This is a genomic window from Actinosynnema sp. NPDC059797 (assembly GCF_042732085.1).
In the GTDB taxonomy this organism is placed as follows: Bacteria; Actinomycetota; Actinomycetes; order Mycobacteriales; family Pseudonocardiaceae; genus Actinosynnema.
Genome location: NZ_JBHWIE010000549.1, coordinates 1 through 3,093 on the forward strand (window position 1 = coordinate 1; position 3,093 = coordinate 3,093).

Here is a 3,093-nt window from a genome sequence, read left to right on the forward strand (position 1 = left end):
CCACGCCGGTGCGGTCGCCGCCGGTCCCGGCGATGTCGACGGTCGTGCCGGGGACGTCGACAGTCGCCGCGCCGGCGCGGAGGGCGCCGACGAGGCCCGCGACCTCCGCCGGGGTCTCGCCCTTGGCCCGCAGCGCCGTCACGAAGCCGGCCACCTGCGCGGGCGTCGCCTCGCCCGAGACGATCCGGCTCATCGCCCACGCGGCCTCGCCGCCGGTGAGGTCCTCGCGGTCGAGCAGGCGGGACAGCAGGGTCGCCCAGGGTCGCGCGCCCGGGAACGGCGCGTCCGGGAACGGCGCGTCCGGGGTCGCGCGGTCGAGCACGGTGGCGGGGTCCCCGAGGGGGGAGCGGGTCGGCGTCATCGCGGTTCCTCGCGGTCGGGGTCGCCCGACGAGGTCCTCGGTGCGCCGACACGACGACGGCCGCCTCGTCGAGGCGGCCGTCGTGGGTTCGAGGGCAGGGGCCGCCTAGGAGGCGGGCCACCAAGCGGTCGAACACGTCGTCACGGGTGCGGACCCTAGCAGAACCCCCGGTCACCGGCCCCGGTCGATCGACCGGGGCCGGTGACCGGGCGCTAGGCGGCCGAGCAGGTGGGGGACAGCCCCGTGCCGCTGCCGGTGGCCTGGAAGCCGAACTCGGTCGACTGGCCCGCGCCGAGGTTGCCGTTGAAGCTGACGTTGGCGAACCGCACCGCGCCGGTGGTGCCGCTCCGGGTGGTGTTCCAGGAGTTCGTGACGCTCGCGCCCGACGGCAGGGTCATGGCCACCGTCCAGCCGGTGAGCGGCGACGAGCCCGCGGTGACCCGCACCGTGGCCACGAAACCGCCGTTCCACTGGTTCACCGACACCGACGCCGTGCAGGCCCCGACAGGCGGGTCGTCCGTGGTGGTCGTCGTGGTGCTGGTCGTGTCCGTGGTCGTGGTGGTGGTGCTGGTCGTCGTCGTGGTGGTGCCGGGGCCGTCGGTCAGGGTGGGGGTGGTCCAGTCCCGCCACTGCGACAGGTTGCCGGTGGCCTTGCTGTGCATCTGGACGCCGCCGGTGAAGCTGCCGGTGTTGCGGAGGAACTTGCCGATGGCCTGCTGGAGCGGGGTGCGCCATTCGGAGCGGTTGGCGCAGTGGGTGCCGTCGGAGACGTTGGAGTGGTAGAGCAGGTTGTTGCCCGCGCCGAGGGCTTTGTAGACCTCGGCTCCGCCGAGTGCGGCGACGCTCGCGGAGCGTGGGCCGAGGTTGGCGATGTGGGGGTTGTCCATGACGAACAGGCCGCGGGGGGCGACCATGGAGACCAGGGAGTGGGTGTCGATCGGGAGTGCGTTGGGGTTGCCGGTGTAGGAGCCGAAGGCGTCGCCGAACCAGGGTTGTTCGCCGTAGGCGCTGGACAGGGTCTGCCCGCCCTCGGCGTTGACACCCCGGTAGATCGGCAGGCCCGCGGTGCCCGACTCGATCGGCATCGTCAGGGCGACGCGCTGGTCGAACACGCCGGCGGCGAAGGCGCCCTTGCCGAAGCGGGAGCAGCCGGTGACGCCGATGTCGGTGCGCAGGATGCTGCCGCCGTTGGACTCGATGACGTCGATGATGCGGCTGACGCCCCACGCCCACGCCATCAGCAGGCCGGTGCTGCTGGTGTTGCCGTAGATGCTGTAGAACGCGCCCTGCTTGTTGTTGCGCGGCGTGCCCTCTCGGCCCACGGAGTACGGGTCGAAGCTGATCACCGCCGCGCCCGAGGAGCGGATGGTGGCGGTGTCCCCGCCGAAGCCGCCGTAGACGATCACGGCCGGGAAGGGGCCGGTGCCGGAGGGCAGTTGGACACCGGCGGAGAAGGCGGCGCTGCGGCCGTTGTGGGAGACGTTGACGGTGATGCTGGAACTGGAGACGGTGCCGGTGACGCTGGAGGGCTTGGCGGGCTTGTCGCCGTAGACGTGGCGCTCGGCCAGCTCGCGGATCTCCGCCCGCCGGCACCGCCAGTCCGACTTCGAGGCGATCCGGGTGCCGTTGATCCGCGTGAACGGGTCCGGCAACCGCGAGTTCGACGCCGTCGACCCCGGCAACGACACCGGGCAGTCCGCACCGTCGTCCTCCACCGCCAGCACACCCACGTCACCGGCGGCCGTCACGGCGGGAGTGGGGTTCGCCGCGGCCACGACCGCTCCGGCGGCCGCGAGCGCCGCCGTCGCGAGTATGACGACCGTCGAACGGATCTTGAAGCGGCCCGATCTGATCATCAGAGCTCTCCTTTGAGCAGGGTGGTGGGGGCGACGACGGCGGTCGAAGATCACGAGTGCCGACGACCTAAAGTTTCGGTCACTCCGTCGAAACATGTCAATGCCGCCGGGCACCCGGAGTTGCGGTGCGGTCTCACTTGGTCATCACCCCGCCGCGAGAGGGGAGCGGAGCGCCGGTCACGCACCGCGACCGCGACCGGTGGGCGACCGCAAGGCAATCGTCAGGTGCGCCGGGACCGGTCGGTGGGATGCTCGCGCGTGTGCCTCGAGCCTTCGCCGTCCCCCACGCGCCCCGCCCCTCCCGGCACGGCGGGGCGGTGCCGATGAGCGCCCGCGACGACACCGCGACCCTGGTCCTGGACGACCGGGACTCCCCGCCCCGGGCCGAGGTCGAGCGGTGGCTGCGGGAGCACGTCGACGGCCGGTCCGCCGAGGAGGTCCTGCTGGTGGGGACCGTCGTCGGCGAGCTGCTGGACAACGCCCGGCGGTACGGCGCGCCTCCTTACGTGCTCCAGCTGGCGCCGGTCCGGCGGCCGGACGCGCTCGTCGTGCGAGTGCGCAACGGCGCGGTGCGCCACGTCGGGCCGTGGCGCACCGGCGCCGGGCTGCTCGTGGTCGACGCCCTGGCCGGGCAGTGGGGCGTCGTGTCCTTCGCGGAGAGTACGACCGTGTGGGCCAAGCTGCTGTTCGGCGACTGACCGCCCGACCGGTTCCACAGTGGACCCGGCCGCGGCCGTCGGGCGATCGCAAGGTGATCGCAAGGTGGATCCGCGGCGTCGTGGGCCACAGTGGAGCGGGGCTCCCGAGACCATCACGGGTGCACGACCGGGTGTCGGCCGCAAAGGCGCGGCCGACCCCCCCCCCCCCGCCCCCCCC

The 3,093-nt window shown here is 73.2% G+C and carries 2 protein-coding genes and 1 pseudogene; 1 reads left to right on the forward strand and 2 read right to left on the reverse strand.

The annotated features are described in order from the left end of the window. Positions 1-361: pseudogene (locus ACFV4N_RS41425) on the reverse strand (hypothetical protein); the annotation flags it as partial. A 212-nt stretch (positions 362-573) separates the two neighbouring features. Then, complete coding sequence (locus ACFV4N_RS41430) at positions 574-2,217, reverse strand: glucuronyl esterase domain-containing protein (protein ID WP_499678168.1); 1,644 nt, start codon at positions 2,215-2,217, stop codon at positions 574-576. Positions 2,218-2,477: 260 nt separating this feature from the next. Here ACFV4N_RS41430 and ACFV4N_RS41435 point away from each other — a divergent pair, with 260 nt between their 5' ends. Next, on the forward strand, positions 2,478-2,915 hold the full coding sequence (locus ACFV4N_RS41435) for a hypothetical protein (protein WP_499678169.1): 438 nt from the start codon (positions 2,478-2,480) through the stop codon (positions 2,913-2,915). Positions 2,916-3,093: the final 178 nt, after the last annotated feature.

Coding starts and splice junctions, on each gene's coding strand:
- ACFV4N_RS41430 (WP_499678168.1), bottom strand. CDS start 2,217: ATGATCAGATCGGGCCGCTTCAAGATCCGTTCGACGGTCGTCATACTC.